This window comes from Pseudomonas sp. GW823-FHT05G12, assembly GCF_058795575.1.
In genome coordinates this window covers 5,595,237-5,618,679 of record NZ_CM179501.1, presented here as the reverse complement: position 1 = coordinate 5,618,679, position 23,443 = coordinate 5,595,237, and the positions used below count along the sequence as shown (strand labels likewise).

Annotated in this window: 22 protein-coding genes and 2 pseudogenes; 10 read left to right on the top strand and 14 right to left on the bottom strand. The window is 62.3% G+C overall.

Annotation, left to right across the window (positions count from 1 at the left end; all coding sequences use genetic code 11):
* Positions 1-8: 8 nt before the first annotated feature.
* The 9 genes from hutI (at position 9) to AC3RCM_RS25545 (ending at position 11,079) form a co-directional block, all read left to right on the top strand.
* On the top strand, positions 9-1,214 hold the full coding sequence (gene hutI, locus AC3RCM_RS25585) for an imidazolonepropionase (RefSeq protein WP_336087516.1): 1,206 nt from the start codon (positions 9-11) through the stop codon (positions 1,212-1,214).
* A gap of 10 nt (positions 1,215-1,224) precedes the next feature.
* The gene (gene hutG, locus AC3RCM_RS25580; RefSeq protein WP_492629252.1) at positions 1,225-2,028 is read left to right on the top strand and encodes an N-formylglutamate deformylase; all 804 of its coding nucleotides are present in this window, start codon (positions 1,225-1,227) and stop codon (positions 2,026-2,028) included.
* Positions 2,029-2,197: 169 nt separating this feature from the next.
* The gene (gene pip, locus AC3RCM_RS25575; protein ID WP_003249260.1) at positions 2,198-3,169 is read left to right on the top strand and encodes a prolyl aminopeptidase; all 972 of its coding nucleotides are present in this window, start codon (positions 2,198-2,200) and stop codon (positions 3,167-3,169) included.
* Entirely contained in the window at positions 3,166-3,603 is a 438-nt protein-coding gene (dtd, locus tag AC3RCM_RS25570; RefSeq protein WP_492629251.1) for a D-aminoacyl-tRNA deacylase, read from the top strand. The genes pip and dtd overlap by 4 nt, the downstream gene beginning before the upstream one ends.
* Positions 3,604-3,866: 263 nt before the next feature.
* Complete coding sequence (locus tag AC3RCM_RS25565; protein ID WP_202799852.1) at positions 3,867-5,606, top strand: glucan biosynthesis protein G; 1,740 nt, start codon at positions 3,867-3,869, stop codon at positions 5,604-5,606.
* Positions 5,599-8,172 (top strand): glucans biosynthesis glucosyltransferase MdoH, encoded by a 2,574-nt coding sequence (gene mdoH, locus AC3RCM_RS25560; RefSeq protein ID WP_064491099.1) that lies wholly within the window; start codon positions 5,599-5,601, stop codon positions 8,170-8,172. The genes AC3RCM_RS25565 and mdoH overlap by 8 nt, the downstream gene beginning before the upstream one ends.
* A gap of 340 nt (positions 8,173-8,512) precedes the next feature.
* Complete coding sequence (locus AC3RCM_RS25555; protein ID WP_026031986.1) at positions 8,513-9,310, top strand: transporter substrate-binding domain-containing protein; 798 nt, start codon at positions 8,513-8,515, stop codon at positions 9,308-9,310.
* 79 nt (positions 9,311-9,389) lie between these two features.
* The gene (locus AC3RCM_RS25550; RefSeq protein WP_010955582.1) at positions 9,390-10,352 is read left to right on the top strand and encodes an amino acid ABC transporter permease; all 963 of its coding nucleotides are present in this window, start codon (positions 9,390-9,392) and stop codon (positions 10,350-10,352) included.
* Positions 10,345-11,079: an amino acid ABC transporter ATP-binding protein gene (locus AC3RCM_RS25545; protein ID WP_064491104.1), complete on the top strand. Its 735-nt coding sequence runs from the start codon at positions 10,345-10,347 to the stop codon at positions 11,077-11,079. Before AC3RCM_RS25550 ends, AC3RCM_RS25545 begins: the two co-directional genes overlap by 8 nt.
* A gap of 112 nt (positions 11,080-11,191) precedes the next feature.
* Here AC3RCM_RS25545 and AC3RCM_RS25540 read toward each other — a convergent pair whose 3' ends face one another.
* The 14 genes and pseudogenes from AC3RCM_RS25540 to ubiE form a co-directional block, all read right to left on the bottom strand.
* On the bottom strand, positions 11,192-12,142 hold the full coding sequence (locus tag AC3RCM_RS25540; RefSeq protein ID WP_081273151.1) for an RHS repeat-associated core domain-containing protein: 951 nt from the start codon (positions 12,140-12,142) through the stop codon (positions 11,192-11,194).
* A 153-nt stretch (positions 12,143-12,295) separates the two neighbouring features.
* Positions 12,296-13,000 carry a methyl-accepting chemotaxis protein gene (locus AC3RCM_RS25535; RefSeq protein WP_371920368.1) on the bottom strand — a complete coding sequence of 235 codons (705 nt, stop codon included), beginning with the start codon at positions 12,998-13,000 and terminating at the stop codon, positions 12,296-12,298.
* 198 nt (positions 13,001-13,198) lie between these two features.
* A pseudogene (locus tag AC3RCM_RS25530) lies at positions 13,199-14,239 on the bottom strand (methyl-accepting chemotaxis protein); the annotation flags it as partial.
* A 737-nt stretch (positions 14,240-14,976) separates the two neighbouring features.
* The gene (locus AC3RCM_RS25525; protein WP_371928153.1) at positions 14,977-15,690 is read right to left on the bottom strand and encodes a methyl-accepting chemotaxis protein; all 714 of its coding nucleotides are present in this window, start codon (positions 15,688-15,690) and stop codon (positions 14,977-14,979) included.
* A 141-nt stretch (positions 15,691-15,831) separates the two neighbouring features.
* Positions 15,832-16,776 (bottom strand): annotated as a pseudogene (locus tag AC3RCM_RS25520) (methyl-accepting chemotaxis protein); the annotation flags it as partial.
* A 218-nt stretch (positions 16,777-16,994) separates the two neighbouring features.
* Entirely contained in the window at positions 16,995-17,702 is a 708-nt protein-coding gene (locus AC3RCM_RS25515; RefSeq protein ID WP_020192065.1) for a 16S rRNA (uracil(1498)-N(3))-methyltransferase, read from the bottom strand.
* Positions 17,699-18,487 carry a twin-arginine translocase subunit TatC gene (gene tatC, locus AC3RCM_RS25510; RefSeq protein WP_198748271.1) on the bottom strand — a complete coding sequence of 263 codons (789 nt, stop codon included), beginning with the start codon at positions 18,485-18,487 and terminating at the stop codon, positions 17,699-17,701. The genes AC3RCM_RS25515 and tatC overlap by 4 nt, the downstream gene beginning before the upstream one ends.
* Positions 18,484-18,861, bottom strand: a complete 378-nt coding sequence (gene tatB / locus AC3RCM_RS25505) for a Sec-independent protein translocase protein TatB (RefSeq protein WP_020192064.1) — start codon at positions 18,859-18,861, stop codon at positions 18,484-18,486. The genes tatC and tatB overlap by 4 nt, the downstream gene beginning before the upstream one ends.
* Positions 18,862-18,864: 3 nt before the next feature.
* Positions 18,865-19,137: a twin-arginine translocase TatA/TatE family subunit gene (locus tag AC3RCM_RS25500; RefSeq protein ID WP_010955575.1), complete on the bottom strand. Its 273-nt coding sequence runs from the start codon at positions 19,135-19,137 to the stop codon at positions 18,865-18,867.
* Positions 19,138-19,218: 81 nt separating this feature from the next.
* Positions 19,219-19,554 (bottom strand): phosphoribosyl-ATP diphosphatase, encoded by a 336-nt coding sequence (locus tag AC3RCM_RS25495; RefSeq protein WP_003249283.1) that lies wholly within the window; start codon positions 19,552-19,554, stop codon positions 19,219-19,221.
* A gap of 1 nt (position 19,555) precedes the next feature.
* Complete coding sequence (hisI, locus tag AC3RCM_RS25490; protein ID WP_003249284.1) at positions 19,556-19,948, bottom strand: phosphoribosyl-AMP cyclohydrolase; 393 nt, start codon at positions 19,946-19,948, stop codon at positions 19,556-19,558.
* Between the two features lie 72 nt (positions 19,949-20,020).
* On the bottom strand, positions 20,021-21,643 hold the full coding sequence (ubiB, locus tag AC3RCM_RS25485) for a ubiquinone biosynthesis regulatory protein kinase UbiB (RefSeq protein ID WP_198748272.1): 1,623 nt from the start codon (positions 21,641-21,643) through the stop codon (positions 20,021-20,023).
* Positions 21,640-22,263 (bottom strand): ubiquinone biosynthesis accessory factor UbiJ, encoded by a 624-nt coding sequence (locus AC3RCM_RS25480; RefSeq protein WP_409322745.1) that lies wholly within the window; start codon positions 22,261-22,263, stop codon positions 21,640-21,642. Before AC3RCM_RS25480 ends, ubiB begins: the two co-directional genes overlap by 4 nt.
* Complete coding sequence (ubiE, locus tag AC3RCM_RS25475; RefSeq protein ID WP_004576729.1) at positions 22,263-23,033, bottom strand: bifunctional demethylmenaquinone methyltransferase/2-methoxy-6-polyprenyl-1,4-benzoquinol methylase UbiE; 771 nt, start codon at positions 23,031-23,033, stop codon at positions 22,263-22,265. The genes AC3RCM_RS25480 and ubiE overlap by 1 nt, the downstream gene beginning before the upstream one ends.
* 124 nt (positions 23,034-23,157) lie before the next feature.
* On the opposite strand from ubiE, the gene AC3RCM_RS25470 reads away from it, so the two are divergent.
* Positions 23,158-23,433, top strand: coding sequence for a polyhydroxyalkanoic acid system family protein (locus AC3RCM_RS25470; RefSeq protein WP_003249289.1), 276 nt, complete (start codon positions 23,158-23,160; stop codon positions 23,431-23,433).
* The last annotated feature ends 10 nt before the right edge of the window (positions 23,434-23,443 follow it).

The following is a 23,443-nucleotide window of genomic DNA, read 5'->3' as shown; positions in this document are numbered from 1 at the left end:
GATTGTGCATGAGAACCCTCTGGCAGCATTGCCATGTTGCAACCATGGCCGACGGCCGCTACTCGGCCATCGAGGACGCGGCGATCGTCACCAGCGCCGGGCTGATCGAGTGGATAGGCCCACGCGCCGAGCTGGCGCCCGTCGAAGCTGACCGCACGGTTGACCTGGGTGGTGCCTGGGTCACTCCCGGGCTGATCGACTGCCACACCCATGCGGTTTTCGGCGGCAACCGCAGCGGCGAGTTCGAGCAACGCCTGCAGGGCGTGAGCTATGCCGAAATCGCCGCACAGGGTGGCGGTATCGCCAGCACTGTGCGGGCTACCCGTGCGGCCAGCGAAGACGAGTTGTTCGCCAGTGCTCGCCAGCGCGTCCGGGCACTGATGCGTGATGGCGTGACCACCCTCGAGGTCAAGTCCGGCTACGGCCTGGACTTGGCCAATGAGCGCAAGATGCTGCGAGTGGCCCGGCGCCTGGCCGACGAGCTGCCGCTGACGGTGCGTGCCACGTGCCTGGCAGCGCACGCTTTGCCCCCGGAGTACGCAGGCCGGGCCGATGACTACATCGCGCACATCTGCGATGAAATGTTGCCGGCCCTGGCCGCCGAAGGCCTGGTAGATGCGGTGGATGCCTTCTGCGAACACCTCGCGTTCTCGCCGGCCCAGGTCGAGCGGCTGTTCATCAAGGCGCGCGAACTGGGCCTGCCGGTCAAGCTGCATGCCGAACAGCTGTCATCGTTGCACGGCTCAAGCCTGGCCGCGCGTTACCAGGCACTGTCGGCTGACCACCTGGAGTTCATGACAGAGGAAGACGCCGTGGCAATGGCAAACGCCGGCACGGTCGCCGTGCTGCTACCGGGTGCGTTCTACTTCCTGCGTGAAACACAGCTGCCGCCAATGGATGCATTGCGCCGCCACGGGGTAAAGATTGCCCTGGCCAGCGACCTCAACCCCGGCACCTCGCCAGGGTTGTCGCTGCGGTTGATGCTGAACATGGGCTGCACCTGCTTCCGCATGACGCCGGAAGAGGCCCTGGCAGGCGTTACGGTGCACGCCGCCACGGCGCTGGGCCTGGGTGACAGCCACGGCTCGCTGCAAGTGGGCAAGGTGGCCGACTTCGTCGCCTGGCAAATCGAACGCCCCGCCGACCTGGCCTACTGGCTGGGTGGCGACCTGCCCAAGCGCGTAGTGCGCATGGGCCATGAAATCTCCAACTGAGCGAGGCACGATGGACAAGGTACTGAGTTTTCACCAAGGTCGCCTGCCGCTGCTGATCAGCATGCCGCACGCTGGCTTGCGTCTGACCGACGCCGTGCGCGACGGCCTGGTCGACCAGGCGCAAAGCTTGCCGGACACCGACTGGCACATCCCGCAGTTGTACGACTTTGCCCGTGACTTGGGCGCCAGCGTGGTGGCCGCAGAGTACTCACGCTTCGTCATCGACCTGAACCGTCCGGATGACGACAAGCCGCTGTACGTCGGCGCCACCACGGGCTTGTACCCGGCGACCCTGTTCGGCGGCGAACCCCTCTTCAAAGACGGGCTGGCGCCGTCTGGCGAAGAGCGCAAACGCTACCTGGAGCAGATCTGGCGCCCTTATCACGCGACCATTCGTCGTGAGCTGGACCGCTTGCGTGAGCAGTTTGGCTATGCGCTGCTGTGGGATGCCCATTCGATCCGTTCGCTGATCCCGCACCTGTTCGACGGCAAGTTACCGGACTTCAACCTGGGTACTTTCAACGGCGCCAGTTGCGATCCGGCACTGGCTGAGCGGCTGCAGGGTGTGTGCGCCAAGGTGCAAGGTTACAGCCATGTGCTTAATGGTCGGTTCAAAGGCGGTCACATCACCCGGCATTATGGCGACCCGGCCAACCATATCCATGCTGTGCAGCTGGAGCTGGCGCAAAGCACCTATATGGAGGAAGTCGAGCCATTTGCCTACCGGGAAGACTTGGCGCAACCGACGCAAGCGGTATTGAGGCAGCTACTGCAAGCGCTGCTGGCCTGGGGCGACGAGCGTTACAAGCGTTGAGTGGAGGCGGCGACGCTATCGGCGTCGCCAGGCACCGTGGGAGGCAGTTGCCGGAATTCTGCGCAAGGGTCGATTCGCGCCGTTCGAACGCGTCAGCAAGGACGGTGCTGAAAGCGCAATTCAGGTTTATGATGGCCCACGGCCGAATAATCCTCACACGGAGTGCGCAATGCAGACCCTCTACCCGCAGATCAAACCCTACGCCAGGCACGATCTGGCCGTGGAAGCGCCGCATGTGCTTTATGTCGACGAAAGCGGCTCGCCGGAAGGTCTGCCCGTGGTGTTCATCCACGGAGGCCCCGGTGCTGGCTGCGACGCCCAGAGCCGCTGCTACTTTGATCCCAACCTGTACCGCATCATCACCTTCGACCAGCGCGGCTGTGGCCGCTCCACGCCCCATGCGAGCCTGGAGAACAACACCACCTGGCACCTGGTCGAAGACCTGGAGCGCATTCGCGAACACCTTGGCATAGACAAGTGGGTGCTGTTTGGTGGCTCTTGGGGCTCGACCCTGGCCCTGGCCTACGCTCAGGCTCACCCCGAACGCGTGCACGGCCTGATCCTGCGCGGCATCTTCCTGTGCCGGCCGCAGGAAATCGAGTGGTTCTACCAGGAAGGCGCCAGCCGCCTGTTCCCCGACTACTGGCAGGACTACATCGCACCGATTCCACCGGAGGAACGCGGCGACCTGGTCAGGGCCTTCCACAAGCGCCTGACCGGTAACGACCAGATCGCCCAGATGCACGCCGCCAAGGCGTGGTCCACCTGGGAAGGCCGTACCGCCACCCTGCGCCCCAACCCGCTGGTGGTCGACCGCTTTTCCGAACCGCAGCGGGCGCTGTCGATCGCCCGCATCGAATGCCACTACTTCATGAACAACGCCTTCCTCGAACCGGACCAGCTGATCCGCGATCTGCCCAAAATCGCCCACCTGCCGGCGGTGATCGTGCATGGTCGCTACGATGTGATCTGCCCCTTGGACAACGCCTGGGCGTTGCACCAGGCCTGGCCGAACAGTGAGTTGAAAGTGATCCGTGACGCCGGTCACGCGGCTTCCGAGCCTGGCATCACCGATGCCTTGGTGCGTGCCGCCGACCAGATGGCCCGACGCCTGCTCGACCTGCCCCTGGAAGAAGCATGAGGGGCCTGCTGCAGCGCGTGCGCGGTGCGCGGGTTGAAGTGGCGGGGGAGGTGGTCGGCGCCATCGACCAAGGGTTGCTGGTGCTGGTCGCGGTCGAGCCTGAAGATTCCCGTGAACAGGCCGATAAGCTGTTGCACAAGCTGCTGAACTACCGGGTGTTCAGTGACGAGCAGGGCAAGATGAACCTGTCGCTCAAGGGTGTCGGGGGTGGCCTGCTACTGGTGTCACAGTTCACCTTGGCGGCCGACACCCGCAATGGCATGCGTCCAAGCTTCTCGACCGCAGCGCCACCGGCCCTCGGCGCCGAGTTGTTCGACTATCTTTTGCAACAGGCAAAAGCTCAGTACGCCGACGTAGCCAGCGGCCGTTTTGGTGCGGATATGCAGGTGCACCTGGTCAATGATGGCCCGGTAACATTTATGTTACAAATATGAGGTCAAAAAACCCGTTGTTCACAGGAAAACAAGGGGTTTTGTACGATAAATAGTTGCTCCAGCCTGATGCGTTGTCACGCAACCTGCTGGATAATCGCGCGCTGCATGGACCTGCGTTCGTAGGTCCGTTTCACTCTGACTCGAGCATTGTCTGGATCCGTTTGGGGAATCATTACGCCCTCTCGGGGTCCGAACAGTGCTCGCCAACCCGGCATTTGTCGCTGGCCGTTGGTTTCATGATCTGTTTTCGGCGAGGGTTGCTCGTGATTGTTAGTCCCCAAAAAGCATCAAGAATCCCCAGCGTCGGGCTACGCAAGGCGCTGATGGCCAGTGTGGCTCTGGTCGGCCTGATGAGCGCGGGCCAGCTGTGGGCATTCAATCTTGACGATGTTGCTGCCAAGGCAAAGGATCTGGCCGGCCAGAAGTACGAAGCGCCAAAAAGCAACCTGCCGGCCGTGTTCCGCGACATGAAGTTCGCGGACTACCAGAAAATCCGTTTCCTGCAGGAAAAGGCCGAGTGGGCCAAGGACAAGACCCCGTTCAAGCTGTCGTTCTATCATCAGGGCATGCACTTCGACACCCCGGTGAAAATCAACGAGGTCACCGCCACCAAGGTCGAGGAAATCAAGTACGACCCGGACCGCTTCGAGTTTGGTGACGTGCCGCACGACCCGGAAACCACGAAAAACCTCGGTTATGCCGGTTTCCGCGTGCTGTACCCGATCAACAAGGCCGACAAGCAGGACGAGATCATGACCCTGCTTGGCGCCAGCTATTTCCGCGTGGTCGGCAAGGGTCACGTGTACGGCCTGTCTGCCCGTGGCCTGGCCATCGACACCGCCCTGCCGTCGGGCGAAGAATTCCCGCGCTTCACCGAGTTCTGGGTTGAAAAGCCCAAGCCAGCCGACAAGCACCTGGTGATCTACGCGCTGCTGGATTCGCCGCGCTCCACCGGCGCCTACAAGCTGACCCTGCGTCCAGGCAACGACACCGTGGTCGACGTGCAGTCCCGCGTGTTCCTGCGTGACCATGTCAGCCGCCTGGGCATTGCGCCGCTGACCAGCATGTACCTGTTCGGCCCCAACCAGCCGTCCAAGGTGCTCAACTACCGCCCGGCCCTGCACGACTCCGAAGGCCTGTCGATCCATGCCGGCAACGGCGAGTGGCTGTGGCGCCCGCTGAACAACCCGAAACACCTGGCCGTGAGTAACTTCAGCGTCGAGAACCCACGTGGTTTCGGCCTGATGCAGCGTCAGCGCGCCTTCAGCGACTACGAAGACCTCGACGACAACTACCAGAAGCGCCCAAGCGCCTGGATCGAGCCGAAGGGTGACTGGGGCAAGGGCAGCGTCGACCTGGTCGAAATCCCGACCGCCGACGAGACCAACGACAATATCGTGGCCTTCTGGAGCCCGGAGAAACTGCCGGAGCCAGGCAAGCCGTTCGAGTACGCCTACCGCCTGCACTGGACCATCGACGAGCCGAAGTTCCAGGCCCCTGATCTGGGCTGGGTCAAGCAGACCCTGCGTTCCACGGGTGACGTCAAGCAGTCCAACCTGATCCGCCAGCCAGATGGCAGCGTGGCATTCCTGGTCGACTTCGCCGGCCCGGCGCTTGCCGCCCTGCCGGAAGACACCGCCGTGCGCAGCCAGATCAGCGTGGGCGACAACGCCGAGGTGGTCGAGAACAATCTGCGCTATAACCCTGAGACCAAGGGCTGGCGCCTGACCCTGCGCCTGAAGGTCAAGGAAGCCAACAAGTCGACCGAAATGCGCGCCGCACTGGTGCGTGATGTACCGGTCGAGCCTGCCAAGCCTGCCCAGGACGCCAAGCAGGACAAGGCCGCAGCCAAGCATGCCAAGGCCGAGAAAGCCGTCAAGGCTGAGCAATCTGCCAAGGCCGAACAACCTGCCGCCGATGCGGCGCCCACCAACGGGGCCCCGGCCACCACCGAGAAGGTGCTGACCGAGACCTGGAGCTATCAGTTGCCTGCCGATGAGTAACTCAAGCGCAAGGCCGGAATCGCTTGGCGAGTACCTGGCCCACCTACCACTGAGCGACGAGCAGCGGGCTGAACTTGCCAGCTGCACCTCGTTCAGTGAGCTACACCAACGCTTGGCGGCCAACCCGGCCGCCAGCTCTGCCGAGGCCGTGCAGGCCTCGGTGGGCCCGCGCCTGACCGTGGGCAGCGCCGCCGAGCTGGAAGAAGCCGAAATGCTCGGCGTCGACGGCAGCGGCCGCCTGTGCCTGAAGATCGCCCCGCCGATCAAACGCACCAAGGTCGTGCCCGAGCCATGGCGCACCAATGTGCTGATCCGCATGTGGCGACGCATGACCGGCCGGCCCAACGCCCCGCAGCCGCCCAAGCGCGAGCTGCCGCCGGCCCGCTGGCGCACGGTCGGCTCTATCCGCCGTTACATTCTGCTGGCGCTGATGATCGGCCAGACCATCGTCGCTGGCTGGTACATGAAAGGCATCCTGCCGTACCAGGGCTGGTCGTTCGTGGACCTTGACGAAATCGTCAACCAGCCGCTGTGGGACACGGTGGTGCAGGTGTGGCCGTATGCCCTGCAAACTTCCATCCTGATCCTCTTCGGCATCCTGTTCTGCTGGGTGTCGGCGGGCTTCTGGACCGCGCTGATGGGCTTCCTCGAGCTGCTCACCGGGCGCGACAAATACAAGATTTCCGGTAGCAGCGCAGGCAACGAGCCGATCGCGCCCGAGGCGCGTACCGCGCTGGTGATGCCGATCTGCAACGAAGACGTGCCGCGGGTGTTCGCCGGCCTGCGCGCAACGTTCGAGTCGGTGGCCGCCAGCGGCAACCTCGACCGGTTCGACTTCTTTGTGCTCAGCGACACCAACGACACCGACATCGCCGTGGCCGAGCAACAGGCCTGGCTGGATGTGTGCCGTGAAACCAAAGGCTTTGGCCGCATCTTCTACCGCCGCCGTCGGCGCCGTGTAAAGCGCAAGAGCGGCAACCTCGACGACTTCTGCCGTCGCTGGGGTGGCGAGTACAAGTACATGGTCGTGCTCGACGCCGACAGCGTCATGAGTGGCGAGTGCCTGAGCAGCCTGGTGCGCCTGATGGAGGCCAACCCGGACGCCGGCATCATCCAGACCGGGCCGAAAGCCTCGGGCATGGACACCCTGTATGCACGCATGCAGCAGTTCGCTACCCGCGTGTACGGCCCACTGTTCACTGCCGGTCTGCACTTCTGGCAGTTGGGTGAGTCGCACTACTGGGGCCACAACGCGATCATCCGCATGAAGCCGTTCATCGAGCACTGCGCCCTGGCGCCGTTGCCGGGCAAGGGCGCGTTCGCCGGTGCCATCCTTTCCCACGACTTCGTCGAAGCCGCGCTGATGCGCCGTGCCGGCTGGGGTGTGTGGATTGCCTACGATTTGCCGGGCAGCTACGAAGAACTGCCGCCAAACCTGCTCGACGAGCTCAAGCGCGACCGTCGCTGGTGCCACGGCAACCTGATGAACTTCCGCCTGTTCCTGGTCAAGGGCATGCACCCGGTTCACCGTGCGGTGTTCCTTACCGGGGTGATGTCTTACCTGTCGGCGCCGCTGTGGTTCCTGTTCCTGGTGCTGTCGACCGCGCTGCTGGCGACCAACACGCTGATGGAGCCGCAGTATTTCATCGAGCCGTACCAGCTTTACCCGCTGTGGCCGCAGTGGCACCCGGAGAAGGCTGTGGCGCTGTTCTCCACCACCATTGTGCTGCTGTTCCTGCCCAAGCTGCTCAGCGTCATCCTGATCTGGGCCAAGGGCGCCGTCGAGTACGGTGGACGCGTCAAGGTCACCTTGTCGATGCTGATGGAGATGCTGTTCTCCATGTTGCTGGCACCGGTACGCATGATCTTCCACACCCGCTTCGTGCTGGCCGCGTTCCTCGGCTGGGCTGCGACCTGGAACTCGCCGCAGCGTGACGACGATTCCACGCCGTGGGGCGAAGCGGTGCGCCGGCATGGCCCGCAGACGCTGCTGGGCATTGCCTGGGCCGCACTGGTGGCGTGGTTGAACCCGAGCTTCCTGTGGTGGCTGGCGCCTATCGTCGGTTCGCTGGTGCTGTCGATCCCGGTATCGGTGATTTCCAGCCGCACCCGCCTGGGCCTGGCGGCCAAGGACGAGAAGCTGTTCCTCATCCCAGAGGAATACGCCACGCCACAAGAGCTGTTGGCTACCGACCAGTACACCCACGAAAACCGCTGGCATGCCCTGCATGATGGCTTCGTGCGGGCCGTGGTCGACCCGCGGCAGAATGCCCTGGCCTGTGCCATGGCCACTGCCCGCCATGGCCAGGCGGCACCGATCGAAGCGTTGCGTGCCGAGCGCGTTGCCAAGGCGATTGAAGTCGGACCAAAAGGCCTGGACCTCAATACTCGCCTGGCCCTGCTCAGCGACCCGGTGGCACTGAGCCGCCTGCACGAGCAGGTGTGGGCCGAGCACAATGCGGCATGGATCGATGTGTGGCGTGCGTCGATCAACAATGACCCGCATTCGCCGCTGTTGCCGTTGCACCCTGAAAACGCAGGCCAACCGAGCCTCGTCGGCGCCTGATCGGGCCTGTTCGCGGCGGTTCGGCGCCCCGATGAACCCGCTCCTACGGGGCGCCTGATCGGGGCTCTTCGCGGGTGAACCCGCTCCTACGGGGCGCCTGATCGGGCATCTTCGCGGGTGAACCCGCTCCTACCAGGGATACACATGCCCTTGTAGGAGCGGGTTCACCCGCGAAGCTTTTTGGCCTAACCCCCTCATTTTGGCCAACAAAGTCCCCCCGCGGCTATAGGTCCACGGGCCGCCATGCGTTAGCATCCCTCTCCGATACGACGCTTCGGCCAGTACGGTCGTGCCAACACAATAAGATTCGCTACTTTTCTTGCTAGGGGACTTGGTGATGATCAAGAAATACCTTTCGCGACTGCTGGTCGGTGTGACCGCCCTGGTCGCCGTGACCGCGGCCCAGGCGGGCGCCATCGATGACGCGGTCAAGCGCGGCACCTTGCGGGTGGGCATGGACCCAACCTACATGCCGTTCCAGATGACCAACAAACGTGGCGAGATCATCGGCTTCGAAGTCGATATCCTCAAAGCCATGGCCAAGTCCATGGGCGTGAAGTTCGAGGCAGTGTCCACCGCCTATGACGGCATCATCCCGGCCCTGCTGACCGACAAGTTCGACATGATCGGCAGCGGCATGACCCTGACCCAGGAGCGCAACCTGCGCCTGAACTTCAGCGAACCCTTCATCGTGGTTGGCCAGACCCTGCTGATCCGCAAGGAGCTGGCTGGCGAGATCAAGTCGTACAAGGACCTGAACAACGAGAAGTACCGCCTGACCTCCAAGCTTGGCACCACCGGCGAAATGGTCTCCAAGAAGCTGATCAGCAAAGCCAAGTACCACGGCTACGACAACGAACAGGAAGCCGTCATGGACGTGGTCAACGGCAAGGCCGACGCCTTTGTCTATGACGCGCCGTACAACGTGGTGGCGGTGGATAAAGCCGGCGCCGGCAAGCTGCTGTTCCTCGACGAGCCCTTCACCTACGAGCCGCTGGCTTTCGGCCTGAAGAAAGGCGACTACGACAGCATCAACTTCATCAACAACTTCCTGCACCAGATCAAGCACGACGGGACCTACGATCGTATTCACGACAAGTGGTTCAAGAACAAGGACTGGCTGAAGGAAATGGAATAAGGCTCAGGCCACAAGCCCGGCTTTATGACCCCGACGCGCAGGCAAACCCTGCGCGTTCGCATTTACGGAAGTACCCCACGTGATCAAACACAAGAAAGCCCAGTGGCCTTGGCATGGGTTGACTGCCCTGGTCCTGGTAGGCCTGGCGCTCAGCCTTTACATGGCCACCTCGATGATTTCCTACGAGTGGCGCTGGAACCGCGTACCGCAGTACTTCGCCTACAAGGCCGAGGAAACACAACGCGCTGCCGGCTACGGCACTGTGCAGGAAATCGTCATTTCCGGTGACAACGCCCGCGTCACGCTGAAGGACGAAAGTGGTGCCGAGCAAGTGCTCGATGTGGACAAGGACAGCCTGCAACTGAGCCGCGGCGACGATGTTGCCGAAGGCGACCAGATCGGGGTAACCCGCCATTGGGCCGCTGGCCCGCTGGCATGGGGCCTGTGGACCACCTTGTGGATCTCGGTGGTGTCCGGGGCGCTGGGCCTGGTGATCGGCCTGTTCGCCGGATTGTGCCGGTTGTCGAACAACCCGACCCTGCGCGACCTGTCGACCGTCTATGTCGAACTGGTGCGCGGCACGCCGCTGCTGGTGCAAATCTTCATCTTCTACTTCTTCATCGGCACCGTGCTCAACCTGTCCCGCGAGTTTGCCGGGGTAGCGGCGCTGGCATTGTTCACCGGTGCTTACGTGGCCGAGATCGTCCGTGCTGGCGTGCAGTCGATCGCCAAGGGCCAGAACGAGGCTGCCCGGTCGCTGGGCCTGAACGCTGGCCAGTCGATGCGCCATGTGATCTTGCCGCAGGCGTTCAAGCGCGTGCTTCCGCCCCTGGCCGGCCAGTTCATCAGCCTGGTCAAGGACACCTCGCTGGTGTCGGTGATCGCCATCACCGAGCTGACCAAGAGTGGCCGTGAGGCCATCACCACCTCGTTCTCTACTTTCGAGATCTGGTTCTGCGTGGCAGGCCTGTACCTGCTGATCAACCTGCCGCTGTCGCACATCGCCAGCCGGCTCGAGCGGAGGCTTGCGCAAAGTGATTGAAGTTCGTGACCTGCTGAAAGTCTTCGACACCCGTGGCCAGGTGGTAAGGGCTGTGGATAACGTCACCACTCAGGTCGCCAAGGGCGAAGTGGTGGTCGTGCTCGGCCCGTCGGGGTCGGGCAAGTCGACGTTCCTGCGCTGCCTCAACGGCCTGGAGCATTTCGACCAAGGCCATGTGGCCATCGACGGCCTGCAACTGGCCGACCCCAAGACCGACATCAATGCCTACCGCCGCGAAGTCGGCATGGTGTTCCAGCACTTCAACCTGTTTCCGCACATGACTGTGCTGGAAAACCTGTGCCTGGCGCAAAAGGTGGTGCGCAAGCGCAACAAGGCTGACCGCGAAGCCAAGGCCCGGGCGTTGCTGGAGAAGGTGGGTATTTCGCAGAAGGCCAACGAGTACCCGTCGCGCTTGTCTGGCGGCCAGCAACAGCGGGTGGCGATTGCCCGGGCCCTGGCGATGGACCCGAAAGTGATGCTGTTCGACGAGCCGACCTCGGCGCTTGACCCGGAAATGGTCGGCGAAGTGCTGGACGTGATGAAGACCCTGGCCCAGGAAGGCATGACCATGGTCTGCGTCACCCATGAAATGGGCTTTGCCCGCGAAGTGGCTGACCGGGTGCTGTTCTTCGACCATGGCAAGCTGCTGGAAGATTCCGCGCCAGGCGCGTTCTTTGATTCGCCGAAGGACCCGCGCGCGCAGGCGTTCCTGCGCCAGGTATTGTGAAACTTGGTGGGCGGTAGAGCGTAGCCAACCCCCGAAACTCGCTTTCTGCGGGTTGGCTATTTCACTCATCCGTTGATTTGGAATACAGCTGGCAAATGAATAATTGCGTGGCTTAAGTGATTTTTCTAATTGCTTTTGAAGCTACATGAGGATATTTATTCGTTAGGTAATTTAGACGGCTGCGCGCTGCCTGAATTGCTATTTTGTTCTGTTCAACTCGCCACTTTGCTGCCTCAACTTTCGACGGTGTTTGCTCTAGTTGGAGGCGCTTTGTAGTCAACTGGTCATGCTTGGCTGCAAGCTTCCTCAATCCGGACGCTTTATCGGCGTAACCTGCGTATAAGTAACTTCCCTTTACGCCGTGCTTGCTATTTTCGTATATGACTGTTCCATCCATTTTGCTCATGTCGTCCATGAGCGCTAACATTTCCTCATTTATTTCTTGGAGTCTGGTATCAGTCGTTTGAATATCTTGCTGTATCTGAGCGTGTTTTCTTTCTTCGTTTCCGACGTTAAACTCTAAATTTTCAGTGCTGTCTATGTGATGTTTCAAATTTTTTGAAGCTTTGACTAGAGACTTTCCAGCTTTCCAATCCTTGTAGCGCGCTATAAGTCCACGGGCATTTCCTGAAGGATCATTATAATTAATCGGGTCTCCCGCAGTGTAAGCATATGCATTAAGATTTCCGGCCAAGAATATGCTGGCACGATCGGCAGAAATAAATCGCCTCAGACGGGGGCTGTATCCACGTTCTCCGCGGCCTAACAAGTACACGCCGAAATATTCCAGATACTCTCCGTTGAAGCCTAGTGTTACAGGTAAAGGCCCAGTGCCGTAATTTCCATAAGCACAGTATGTCACGCTGTTGATGGCAGAACTCTGGGTCGAAACCAACACGGACTTTGCTCTGTCCAAAGCAATCAGGTTGGTCTCGGTAAAGAGTGACCCCCCTAGCTGGCACAGCGGAGTGCCGGCCGCGTTCATTACTCTTATTGAACTACCAGGCACTCCAATAGATGCGAGCCGATCATGCTCATAAAAGCGTAACTGACGATTAGCCATCAGAAGATTCCCTGTTGAATCATGACCTCAAGGATGCGGGCAGCAAGGTAGCCCCGACAACTGGCAAAAATGCCAGGTTGGTGCGCTCCGGTAATTCTTTATGCCCAAGCCTGGGTTGAACGGTCGAGGGGCTGCAAAGCAGCCCCGCTAACCTCAGATGCTGAACCGCCCAACCATCCCCCGCAATTGCTGCCCCAACTGCTCCAGCTCCCCGCTCGAGGCTGCCGTCTGCTCACTGGCCGCACTGGTCTGATCCGAAACATCCCGCACATTGATCACACTTCGGTTGATCTGCTCGGCCACCACGCTCTGTTCCTCACTGGCGGTGGCGATCTGCTGGTTCATGCCCTGAATGCTCGATACCGTGTCGGTGATCTGGCTCAATGCGTGCCCGGCCCTGCGGCTCAGCTCCACGCTTTGTTCGGTCAGGCTCTTGCTGCTGTCCAGCAAGCGGGTCACTTCGTCGGTACCGTTGTGCAGGCTGTCGATCAGTTGGCCGATCTCCTCGGTCGCCGTCGACGTGCGCTGGGCCAGGCCACGCACCTCATCGGCCACCACGGCAAAGCCGCGCCCGGCTTCACCGGCCCGTGCCGCTTCGATCGCTGCGTTCAGCGCCAGCAGGTTGGTCTGTTCGGACACCGACTTGATCACATCGAGGATGCTGCCAATCCGCTGGCTCTCGCCTGCCAGGTGCTGCATGGCCGCCAGACAATGGTCCATCTGTCCGGCCAGTTGTTCGATACGGCCGATGGCTTCGGCGACTACCTGGTCACCCACCTGTGCCTGCTGGTCAGCGTTGGTCGCGGCCAGGGAGGCTTGCTCGGCGTTCTGTGCCACTTCCTGTACGGTGGCGCTCATCTGGTTCATGGCAGTGGCCACCTGGTCGGTTTCCTCGCGCTGCTGATTGATGCGCAGCTTGGTGTCTTCGCTACTGGCCGCCAACTGCGTGGCGGCCTGTGACAGCTGGCCGACACCCTGATCAATGCCGCCGATCAGCTCGCGCAGGCTCAAGGTCATCTCGCGCATGCTGGTTTGCAGCTGGCCCATTTCGTCGCGACGTTGCACGGTGTCGACCTGGCTCAGGTCCCCTTTGGCGATGCGGGCGGCCACAGCCAGCGTCTGGCGCAACGGCTGGGTGATCTGCAAGGTGATCAGCCAAGCCGCCAGAGCCCCTACCACCATTGCCAGTAGCGCCACACTGGTCAGCAGCGACCGGGCGGCCAGGGCCTCACTGTCGCGTTGTTCGACCTTGCGTTTGCCCAGTTCGAGGCTCACTGTTCGCAGCTCATTGCCCATGTTTTCCATGTTGTTCTGCAACTGCTCGACACGTACGGCGGCGCGGCGATACTGATCCAGGCTGGTGCGGTACTTGCTCAGCTCGACACCCGGTTGCTCACTGATGGCGCGTGGCAAGCCCAACGGCGCAAGGCCTTCAAGCAGTTGCGCAAGGCTACTGTCGGCGGCGTCGAGGGCGTTATCACCGACTTTGGCAAAATCCTCGACCGGGACGAAGGTGTAGGCTGGAACCAGGCTTTGCTGGTTGGCACCTTCGACATGCCGGCTGAGGGTGTCCATCAGGCCCAGCACACCACTTTGCTGACTGTCGTCAGGCATTTTCAGCAAGGCCTGGGTCTGCAGTTGGTCAATCGCCTCGCTGAGTGCATGCTCCTGCGACTGCAGGGCTTCGCGCAGGGCTACACGGCTGGCGACGCTGCGCTGCAGTTCGCTGAAGTTGTCGCGCAGGCTCTGCAACAATGCCATTTTTTCTGTCAGCAACTGCCGTGACTCATCGACATTACTGCGTTGCTGCAGGGTGGTCAGCATGCTGTTGAGCTGGTCGAGGATGTTGCTTATGCGCGCTCTGCTGGCATCGTCGTTGAGCACGCGGTAGGTGATGCGTTCCGCGCGCAGGTCTTTTGTCAGGTCGTTGATCAGGCCTATTTCGCTGAGTTGCTGTGAGCGCACGATGGCACCATCCAGGGCACGCCAGCCGCTGATGGTGGTGGCCAGGGTGAGCAGCAGGACCACGGCAAAGCCGAGGGCCAGCTTGGCGGCGACACTGATGTTGCCGAGCTTGCGGTTGAGGGAGCCAAGCATGGGGAATCTCCGAACGAGTGAGAGAAAGGATGCAGGCGCATGGCTGGCATCACATCCCTGCCCATCGGCAGCGGAGCTGTAGGACTTGACCTGATAATCAGGTAGGAAATTTCGTCGCGAACAGTAGGATGCATATCGTCCTGTGCCGTCCTCTTCGCGGGTGAACCCGCTCCTACAGCGGCCTGTGCATGTGTGTAGGAGCGGGTTTACCCGCGAATACGGTGGTGCCGGCAACGGTGAACGGCGGGTGGAGATTGGCCAGCCGGCCTGGCCCATTCGCGGGTGAACCCGCTCCTACGAAGGCCTGTGCATTGTGTGTAGGAGCGGGTTTACCCGCGAATACGTTGGCGGCGGCAACGGTGAACGGCGGGTGGAGATTGGCCAGCAGGGCCGGCCCTTTCGCGGGTGAACCCGCTCCTACGACGGCCTGTGTATGTTGTGTAGGAGCGGGTTTACCCGCGAATACGGTGGTGCCGGCAACGGTGAACGGCGGGTGGAGATTGGCCAGCAAGGCCGGCCCATTCGCGGGTGAACCCGCTCCTACGACGGCCTGTGCATGTGTGTAGGAGCGGGTTTACCCGCGAATACGGTGGCGGCGGCAACGGTGAACGAAGGGTGGAGATTGGCTAGCAGGGCCGGCCCTTTCGCGGGTGAACCCGCTCCTACAGCGGCCTGTGCATATGTGTAGGAGCGGGTTTACCCGCGAAGAGGACGGACCGGGCGACCGCTAGTTCAGATCACAGCCTGAACCGCCCAACCAACCCTTGCAAATGGGTACCCAACCGCGCCAGTTCCACGCTGGAGCTGGCCGTCTCCTCACTGGCCGCCGAGGTCTGGTCGGAAATATCACGCACATTCATCACGCTGCGGTTGATTTCTTCGGCCACCGCCGTCTGCTCCTCGGCCGCCGTGGCAATCTGCTGGTTCATCGCCTGGATCGACGACACCGTGCGGGTGATGGTTTCCAGCGAGCTGCCGGCGCGGCGGGTCAGCTCGACGCTGCTGTCGGTCAGTTGGCGGCTGTTGTCCATCACGCTGGCCACCCGTTGGGTGCCGCTTTGCAGGCCGGCAATCAACTCTTCGATCTCTTCGGTCGACTGCTGTGTGCGCTGGGCCAAGCTGCGCACTTCGTCGGCAACCACGGCAAAGCCACGCCCGGCCTCACCGGCGCGGGCGGCTTCGATTGCTGCGTTGAGGGCCAGCAGGTTGGTTTGCTGGGCCACCGATTTGATTACGTCGAGTACGCTGCCGATCTTGTCGCTTTCGGTCTTGAGCAGGTTCATCGCTTCGCTGGAGTTGACCACTTCGCTGGCCAGGCGCTCGATCTGTGCCACTGCCTCGCCCACCACGCGATCGCCCTCGCGGGCCTGCTGGTCGGCCATCAAGGCGGCTTCCGAAGCCTGTTCGGCATTGCGTGCCACTTCGTGCACGGTGGCAGTCATCTGGTTCATCGCAGTCGCCACCTGGTCGGTTTCGACCTTCTGGTTGTTGACCCCGGCGCTGGTCTGTTCTGTCACCGCCGACAGCTCCTCGGCAGCGCTGGCGATCTGCGTCACGCCGTCGCCAATGCCGCCGATCAGTTCACGCAAACCTTGGGTCATGCGATGCATGCTGGCCTGCAATTGGCCCAGCTCGTCGCGGCGTTGTACCTGCAGGCTCTGGGTCAGGTCTCCACTGGCCACACGCTCTGCGGCGCGCAGTGTTTGGCGCAGCGGGATGATGATTTGCCGGGTAATGGCCCAGGCGGCCAGCAGGCCAAGGGCCAGTGCCAGCACGGTGGCAACCGTGAGCAGTGTTTTGGCCTGCGCGGCAGCGGCATCGCGCACCTCGGTTTGCGAAGCGGTCATCATCTGGCTGGCCTGCAGCAGTACCGTGCCTTGTTCAACCATGCGTTGCAGCGCTTGCTCGCTGGCGAGCTGGGCATTGCCGAACTGGGTCACCGCATCGCGGTAGCCGCCCATGGCTGTGGCGGCATCATCCAGGCTGGCAGCATGTTCGGCTGGCACTTTGGCCGGCAGTGCACGCAGCTCGGCCAAGGCCTGGTCGATGGCCTTCAGTGCCGTTTGCTGGTAATCGGCATTGCCGCTGTAGGTGTAGCCACGCACCTGGAAACGCGCTTGTTGCAGCAGGGAGCTGACGTCCACCGCGTGCTGGTACTGGTTGATGTCAGCGCCTTGCAGCAGGCTACGCTGTACGCGGCCTATCAAATCCACGGCCTTATCGGCGCTGCTACCCAGTACATCACGGCTGGCTTCGCGGCGTTGGTCGGCCTGCTTCAGCTCGTTGAATGCCTGCTGGTAGATGCGCACTGCCTCGCGTTGCTGTTCGAGGCGTTGGCGATCGGCGGGTTGTTCGATCTGGCCAAGCATCAGCTGCACCTGGCGATCGAGGTTGCTCAGGGCTTTTTCCAGTTCTGCCAGCGAAGCGTCGTCGCGGCGGCGATCGTACTGCTGGCGGGCGATGCGCAATTCCTGGGTGTATTGCTGGATGACCGAGATGTTTCCCAGTTTGTCGCCACGGTCGATGATGCTGTCCATGCCGTGCCAGCCGGTCAGGGTAATCGCCAAGGTCAACAGAAGCACCAGGCCGAAACCCAGCCCCAGTTTGCGATTGACGCTCACATTGCCCAGCGATTGGGCTAACCATTGATACATGTTCGACTCCCCGGCGGCTTGGCAGCACAAATAATTGTATTGTTGCCAAGGCCATCGGCCCGGGAGGGGGAAACTTGATGGGCGAAGAAGGGGTGTTTGTGTCAGAAAATACGCGAAAGCAGCGCGGTGACGGCGGTCTCCACCCGCAAGATGCGATCACCCAGCTGTACCGGCGCCAGGCCTGCCTTGCCCAGCAGGTCGACCTCGTAGGGGATCCAGCCACCCTCAGGGCCGATGGCCAGGGTAACGGCTTGTTCTACGGCGCGCGGACAGGCTGGGTAAGGGCCGGGGTGGCCGACCAGGCCTAGGGTGCCGGCGGCGATGGTGGGCAGGCGGTCTTCGACAAAAGGCTTGAAGCGCTTTTCGATGATCACCTCGGGCAGCACGGTGTCACGCGCCTGTTCCAGGCCCAGGATCAGGTTCTCGCGAATGGTGTCGGGCTGCAGAAAGGGCGTTTGCCAGAAGCTTTTCTCGACCTTGTAGCTGTTCAGCAGGATCAGCCGCGGCACGCCCAGCGTGGCCACGGTCTGGAACAGCCGTCGCAGCATTTTTGGACGAGGCACCGCCAGCACCAGGGTCAGCGGCAGCTTGGCCGGTGGCTGCTGGTCGAAGGCCACTTCAAGTTCGGCTTCGTGCTTTTCCAGGCGCAGCACCGTGGCCTTGCCCATCAGGCCGTTGATACGGCCCACGCGCAGGTTGTCGCCCACTGCCACGCGGTGGATTTCCTGCATATGGGTGAAGCGCCGATCAGCAAGAACGACGCGGTTGGCCGAGACGAAGTCGGCCTCTTCAAGAAGCAACAGGTTCACGGTTGGGTCGCTGGTGGCTGGTCGTTATGGTCGTCGGCGGTTTCGTCGTGGGCGGTGCGCTTGCGGATCAGGCTGCCGCACAGCACGCCGATCTCGAACAGCAGCCACATGGGCACGGCCAGCAGGGTCTGGGAGAAGATGTCCGGTGGGGTGAGGACCATGCCGACCACGAAGCAGCCGATGATCACATACGGGCGGACTTTCTTCAGGTACTTCACGTCGACCACGCCGATCCACACCAGCAGCACCACCGCCACTGGGATTTCGAAGGCCACGCCAAAGGCGAAGAACAGCGTCATCACGAAGTCGAGGTAGCTTGCGATGTCGGTCATCATCGAAACGCCTTCTGGCGTGGCGCTGGCGAAGAAACCGAAGATCAGCGGGAATACCAGGAAATAGGCGAATGCCATGCCGGCATAGAACAGGAAGATGCTCGACACCAACAGTGGAATGGCGATGCGCTTTTCATGGCGGTACAGCCCTGGCGCGATAAAACCCCAGATCTGCTGAAGGATGAACGGGATGGCCAGGAACAGCGAGACGATCATGGTCAGCTTGAACGGCGTGAGGAACGGCGAGGCCACATCGGTGGCGATCATCGTTGCATTGGCCGGCAAGTGCTCGCGCAGTGGCGCGGAAACCAGTGTGTAGATCTGCTGGGCGAAGGAGAACAGCCCGGCAAAGATCAGGAAAATGACGGCAACGCAGCGCAGCAGGCGGGTGCGCAGTTCGGTCAGGTGCGAAACCAGCGGCATTGGCTGGTCGTGTTCCGGATTCTCGCTCATGGGGCTCGCGGCGGTTGAGGCGGTTCAGACGGTGCGGCCGGGGCAGCGGGTGCTTCGACCGGCCTGGCTTCGAGCCCGGCAGGTGGCTGCACGCTGGCCGTGGTGACCGGCGGCTGCGCGGGTGGCGTCATTGGGTTGAGGATACGCTTGGCTTCCTCTTCCATCTGCAGGATGTGCTCGTTATGCAGTTGGCGGCGGATGTCGTCGGCGCCTATTTCGCGCTCCACTTCCATCTTGATGCTGTTGAAGCTGCGTTTGAGCCGGCCGATCCACAGCCCTGCCGTGCGCGCGGCACCCGGCAGGCGCTCGGGGCCGAGCACCAGCAGGGCGACCAGGCCGACGAGCAGCAGCTCGCTGAAACTCATGCCGAACATGGGTCAGTCTTTCCGCTGCGGCTCTTGGACCGGGTGGGCCTGGCCTTCGATGGTGTGGCCTTGCTGCGGCTGCGCGGTGTTTTGCACCGGTGGCACAGGCTGCGCAGGCGGCGGAGTCTGCTCGGCCGGCTTGGTCTCTTCTTCGTTCATGGCCTTGCGGAAGCCCTTGATCGACTCGCCCAGGTCGCTGCCGAAGTTCTTCAGCTTCTTGGTGCCGAACACCAGGACCACGACGACCAGCAGGACGATCCAGTGTTTCCAGTCAAAGATACCCATTTCGTACTCCTGAAAATTGTGTGTACAGCATATCGATGTGGCAACCCGGCGCCTGTGGGAGCGGGCGTCCCCGATAAAACATCAGGCAGATGGCTGGCGTGCGGCCTTTTCATCATGCCCGGAAAGCCCGAAGCGGCGTTCCAGTTCATCCAGCACGGCTTGCGGATGCTGGCCCAGCGCGCTGAGCATCACCAGGCTATGAAACCACAGGTCGGCGGTTTCGTAGATGACATCGCTGTAATCCTTGCTGATCTGGGCATCCTTGGCCGCAATGATCGTTTCGACCGACTCTTCGCCGAGCTTTTCAAGGATCTTGTTCAGGCCCTTGTGGTACAGGCTGGCCACGTAGGAGCTGTCAGGCGCCGCTTGCTTGCGTTCTTCAAGCACTTCGGCCAGGCGGTTGAGGGTGTCGCTCATGTCAGTGTCCTGCGCTGTAGATGGCATCCGGGTCCTTCAGGACCGGGTCGACGATTTTCCACTGGCCGTCTTCATAGACGCGGTAGAAGCAGCTTTCACGACCGGTATGGCAGGCGATGTGGCCCAGTTGCTCGACCATCAGGATGATCACGTCGGCGTCACAGTCCAGGCGCAACTCATGCAGTTTTTGCACATGCCCGGACTCCTCGCCTTTACGCCACAGCTTGCCACGCGAACGCGACCAGTAGATGGCACGCTGCTCGGCGGCGGTCAGGGCCAGCGATTCACGGTTCATCCAGGCCATCATCAGCACGCGTCCGGTCTTGTGGTCCTGGGCGATCGCCGGTACCAGGCCATCGCTGTTCCACTTGATCTCGTCCAGCCAGTCTTTCATCGTCGACTCCAAAGCGGGCCCGCTCCTGTGCCGGGCCCTTTGCGCTAGTGTGCCAGCCACAGGCGCGGCTGGCTATTGGCGCACGATCAGGTAAAGGCCCGCAGCCAGCATCAACCAGGCTGGCCAGGCGGCCGGGGCGGCCAGGCTGGCGGTTTCGGCAGCGCCTGCGGCCAAGACTGCGCCACCGCCAAGCAGGCCGGCACCCAGCAGGCGCAGCGCCCAGCGGTCGCCCTGGCGGCGCCGTTCCGGCAATTGTGGATCGTGCAGGTGAGGCTGCGACAGGCGTTCGAGCAGGTCGCGGGTCATGCCGGCCAGGTGCGGCAGTTGCTCTACCTGGCTGTGCAGGTTGCCGAACACGGCCTTGGGGCTATAGCGGTCGCGCATCCAGCGTTCGAGGTACGGCTTGGCGGTGCTCCACAGGTCCAGCTCGGGGTACAGCTGACGGCCCAGGCCTTCGATGTTGAGCAGGGTTTTCTGCAGCAATACCAGCTGTGGCTGCACTTCCATGTTGAAGCGCCGTGCAGTCTGGAACAGGCGCATCAGCACCTGGCCGAAGGAAATATCTTTTAACGGTTTCTCGAAGATCGGCTCGCACACGGTGCGAATCGCTGCTTCGAACTCGTTGACCTTGGTGTTTGCCGGCACCCAGCCCGAGTCGATGTGCAACTGGGCGACGCGGCGGTAGTCACGCTTGAAGAACGCAAACAGGTTGCGCGCCAGGTAGTCCTGGTCCTCGGCGGTGAGGCTGCCGACGATGCCGCAGTCGATGGCAATGTACTGCGGGCTCCACGGTTTGACCGTGCTGACGAAGATGTTGCCGGGGTGCATGTCGGCATGGAAGAAGCTGTCGCGGAACACCTGGGTGAAGAACACTTCCACGCCGCGCTCGGCCAGCAGCTTCATGTCGGTGCGCTGGTCGGCCAAGGTGGCCATGTCGGTCACCGGTACGCCGTAGATGCGCTCCATCACCAGCACCTTGGGGCGGCACAGGTCCCAGTACACCTGGGGCACGTACATCAGCTCGGAGTCTTCGAAGTTGCGCCGCAGCTGGCTGGCGTTGGCAGCCTCGCGCAGCAGGTCGAGCTCGTCGTAGATGGTTTTTTCGTAGTCGCCGACGATTTCCACCGGGTGCAGGCGACGGGCATCCGCCGAGGCGCGTTCGGCGGCCTTGGCGATCAGGAACAGCCAGGCCAGGTCCTGGGCGATGACCGGCTTCAGGCCCGGGCGCACCACCTTGACCACCACCTCTTCGCCGGTTTTCAGGCGTGCGGCGTGCACCTGGGCCACCGAGGCCGAGGCCAGAGGCTCGACGTCGAAGCGGTTGAACACCTCGCCGACCTTCGCACCGAGCTGTTCCTCGATCAAGGCCACGGCTTGTTTCGGGTCGAACGGTGGCACACGGTCCTGCAACAGCATCAGCTCGTCGGCGATGTCGGGGGGCAGCAGGTCGCGGCGGGTGGACAGCAACTGGCCGAACTTGATGAAGATCGGCCCCAGGTCTTGCAGTGCCAGGCGCAGGCGCGCGCCACGGCTGAGTTCGGTGGGCTTGCGTGGCAGCCAGCGCCACGGCATCAACAGGCGCAGGCTGGCCAGCCACCAGGGCAGCAAGGGCTGGTCGAACAGCAGGTCATCGAGGCGGTAGCGGATCACCACACGCTGGATGCGAAAAAGACGTCGGACGGCGAGCAGCTTCATGCGTTATCGCTGGTATCAAGGGATCGGGAGAGGCGCCTGAGGCGCGCTTCGAGGCGTTCTGTATCAAGCTTCAAGGCATCGAGCTCGCTGAAGGCGGCTTCGGCCTCGCGCTTGCCGACCAGGGTACGGGATTCTTCGGCCAGGTATTCGGACAGGTTCTGGCTGAACCGTGCCAGGCCTTGGCGAGTCCAGCGAGCGCGCAGGCGGATATGGCCGGCCAGCATTGCCGTGGCGACCGGGCCAAGCCAGCGTTGCAGCTCGTGCTCCCAGTCCAGCTCCAGGTCCTGCAGCACACCGAACAGGTCGAGCAGTACGGCGCTGTCGCCGTGCAGTTCGACCTGCGGGCTGTGCAGCACGGCGGTCTTGTCCTTGGCCAGGGCCAGTTGCGCCAGGCTACCGGCGGGGGCGCGCAGGCTGCAATCGACCTCACCCTGCCAATGGGCGGCGAGCATCAGGCCCTCCTCATCGGGCAGGATGAACACCTGCAGGGCCGGTTGGCGGCAGTCGATCTCGATGACCTTGCCTTCCAGCGCGGCCAGCCGCGGCAGGGCCGTGCTGTCCAGGTGCAGGACGCGGTTCAGGCCATGTTCGACGCTGGCGAGCAGCCCGGCCAGCAACATCAGGGCTTGATCCCCCGGTGCACGGCAACGATGCCGCTGGTCATGTTGTGGTAGGTGACGCGGTCGAAACCGGCCTCGACCATCATGCTCTTCAGGGTTTCCTGGTCCGGGTGCATGCGGATCGACTCGGCGAGGTAACGGTAGCTCTCGGCGTCATTGGTGATCAGCTTGCCAGCCAGCGGCATGAAGGCGAACGAGTAGGCGTCGTAGGCCTTGGACATCAGCTTGTTGGTCGGCTTGGAGAACTCCAGGATCAACAGGCGGCCACCGGGCTTGAGCACGCGCAGCATCGAACGGATGGCGGCGTCCTTGTGGGTGACGTTGCGCAGGCCGAAAGCGATGGTCACGCAGTCGAAGTGGTTGTCCGGGAACGGCAGCTTTTCAGCGTCGGCCTGGACGAACTCGATGTTGCCGGCCACGCCACGGTCAAGCAGGCGGTCACGGCCAACCTTGAGCATCGAATCGTTGATGTCGGCCAGCACCACCTGCCCGGTCGGCCCGACAAGACGCGAGAACTTGGCCGCCAGGTCACCGGTACCGCCGGCGATGTCCAGCACGCGGTTGCCGCTGCGCACGCCCGACAGCTCGATGGTAAAGCGCTTCCACAGGCGGTGCATGCCGCCGGAAAGCACGTCGTTCATCAGGTCGTACTTGGCTGCTACCGAGTGGAACACTTCGGCGACTTTCTTCGCTTTCTGGCTTTCAGGCACGTCCTGGTAGCCGAAATGGGTGGTGGGTTCGGCGTGGTCGCCTTTGCGCTGGTCGTTCATATCGCTTCACCGAAAAAAATTACCGCCATTCTAGGGCGAACGGGCGGATTTGTCTTGGCGGGGTGTGCCAGTGGGCAGGGGCGGGCATAATGCGCATTATGTCTACATCTTCAGGAACGCCCGCATGACCCAGATCAGCGTCGAACGCAAACACTCCCTCGGCCGTGATGCCGCCCGCGCCAAGGCCGAAGCGCTGGTCGACAAGCTCAGCCGCGAGTACGACCTCAAGGCCACCTGGAACGGTGACCGGGTTGACGTTGCGCGCAGTGGCGCCAATGGCAGTGTGCACATTGGCGACGACAGCATCCGTGTCGAATTGAAGCTGGGCATGATGCTGTCGATGATGAGCGGCACCATCAAGGGTGAGATCGAGCGGGCGCTGGACAAGGCCCTGGCCTGAGCCAGAGCCG

Excerpts from the sequence above, each read along its gene's own strand:
- AC3RCM_RS25480 (WP_409322745.1), bottom strand. The coding sequence starts at position 22,263 with ATGTTGCTGGCCGGGCTGCTCGCCAGCGTCGAACATGGCCTGAACCGC.
- mdoH (WP_064491099.1), top strand. The coding sequence starts at position 5,599 with ATGAGTAACTCAAGCGCAAGGCCGGAATCGCTTGGCGAGTACCTGGCC.
- AC3RCM_RS25495 (WP_003249283.1), bottom strand. The coding sequence starts at position 19,554 with ATGAGCGACACCCTCAACCGCCTGGCCGAAGTGCTTGAAGAACGCAAG.
- AC3RCM_RS25540 (WP_081273151.1), bottom strand. The coding sequence starts at position 12,142 with ATGGCTAATCGTCAGTTACGCTTTTATGAGCATGATCGGCTCGCATCT.
- AC3RCM_RS25535 (WP_371920368.1), bottom strand. The coding sequence starts at position 13,000 with ATGAGCGCCACCGTACAGGAAGTGGCACAGAACGCCGAGCAAGCCTCC.
- hutI (WP_336087516.1), top strand. The coding sequence starts at position 9 with ATGAGAACCCTCTGGCAGCATTGCCATGTTGCAACCATGGCCGACGGC.
- tatB (WP_020192064.1), bottom strand. The coding sequence starts at position 18,861 with ATGTTCGGCATGAGTTTCAGCGAGCTGCTGCTCGTCGGCCTGGTCGCC.
- AC3RCM_RS25525 (WP_371928153.1), bottom strand. The coding sequence starts at position 15,690 with ATGAACCAGATGACTGCCACCGTGCACGAAGTGGCACGCAATGCCGAA.
- hutG (WP_492629252.1), top strand. The coding sequence starts at position 1,225 with ATGGACAAGGTACTGAGTTTTCACCAAGGTCGCCTGCCGCTGCTGATC.
- AC3RCM_RS25500 (WP_010955575.1), bottom strand. The coding sequence starts at position 19,137 with ATGGGTATCTTTGACTGGAAACACTGGATCGTCCTGCTGGTCGTCGTG.
- ubiE (WP_004576729.1), bottom strand. The coding sequence starts at position 23,033 with ATGAACGACCAGCGCAAAGGCGACCACGCCGAACCCACCACCCATTTC.
- AC3RCM_RS25470 (WP_003249289.1), top strand. The coding sequence starts at position 23,158 with ATGACCCAGATCAGCGTCGAACGCAAACACTCCCTCGGCCGTGATGCC.
- tatC (WP_198748271.1), bottom strand. The coding sequence starts at position 18,487 with ATGAGCGAGAATCCGGAACACGACCAGCCAATGCCGCTGGTTTCGCAC.
- pip (WP_003249260.1), top strand. The coding sequence starts at position 2,198 with ATGCAGACCCTCTACCCGCAGATCAAACCCTACGCCAGGCACGATCTG.
- ubiB (WP_198748272.1), bottom strand. The coding sequence starts at position 21,643 with ATGAAGCTGCTCGCCGTCCGACGTCTTTTTCGCATCCAGCGTGTGGTG.
- dtd (WP_492629251.1), top strand. The coding sequence starts at position 3,166 with ATGAGGGGCCTGCTGCAGCGCGTGCGCGGTGCGCGGGTTGAAGTGGCG.
- hisI (WP_003249284.1), bottom strand. The coding sequence starts at position 19,948 with ATGAAAGACTGGCTGGACGAGATCAAGTGGAACAGCGATGGCCTGGTA.